At 72.4% G+C, this 243-nt stretch carries 1 protein-coding gene; it reads right to left on the bottom strand.

Annotated elements, in window-relative coordinates:
* A partial coding sequence (locus tag SB751_RS34365) for an L-threonylcarbamoyladenylate synthase (protein ID WP_410749540.1) occupies positions 1 to 243 on the bottom strand: 243 nt, incomplete at both ends.

The raw sequence follows: 243 nt of genomic DNA on the forward strand, positions 1-243 counted from the left end.
GAGCGGACCCGGCCAGAAGGCGTCGACGAGCTTTTGCGCGGCTTCCGGCCACTCGGCGGCCCAGTACTGCGGATCGCCGCCCGGCGGCAGATGCACGATCACCGGATGGTTGGCGGGACGCCCCTTCGCGGCGTAAATACGCGCGACGGCTTCCGGGCTCGCCGCGTCGCCGCCGAGGCCGTAGACGGTCTCGGTCGGAAACGCGACCAGTTCGCCCGCATCGAGCAGCGCGGCGGCGTGCTC

This window comes from Cupriavidus sp. SIMBA_020 (assembly GCF_046535395.1).
Classification (GTDB): domain Bacteria; phylum Pseudomonadota; class Gammaproteobacteria; order Burkholderiales; family Burkholderiaceae; genus Cupriavidus; species Cupriavidus campinensis.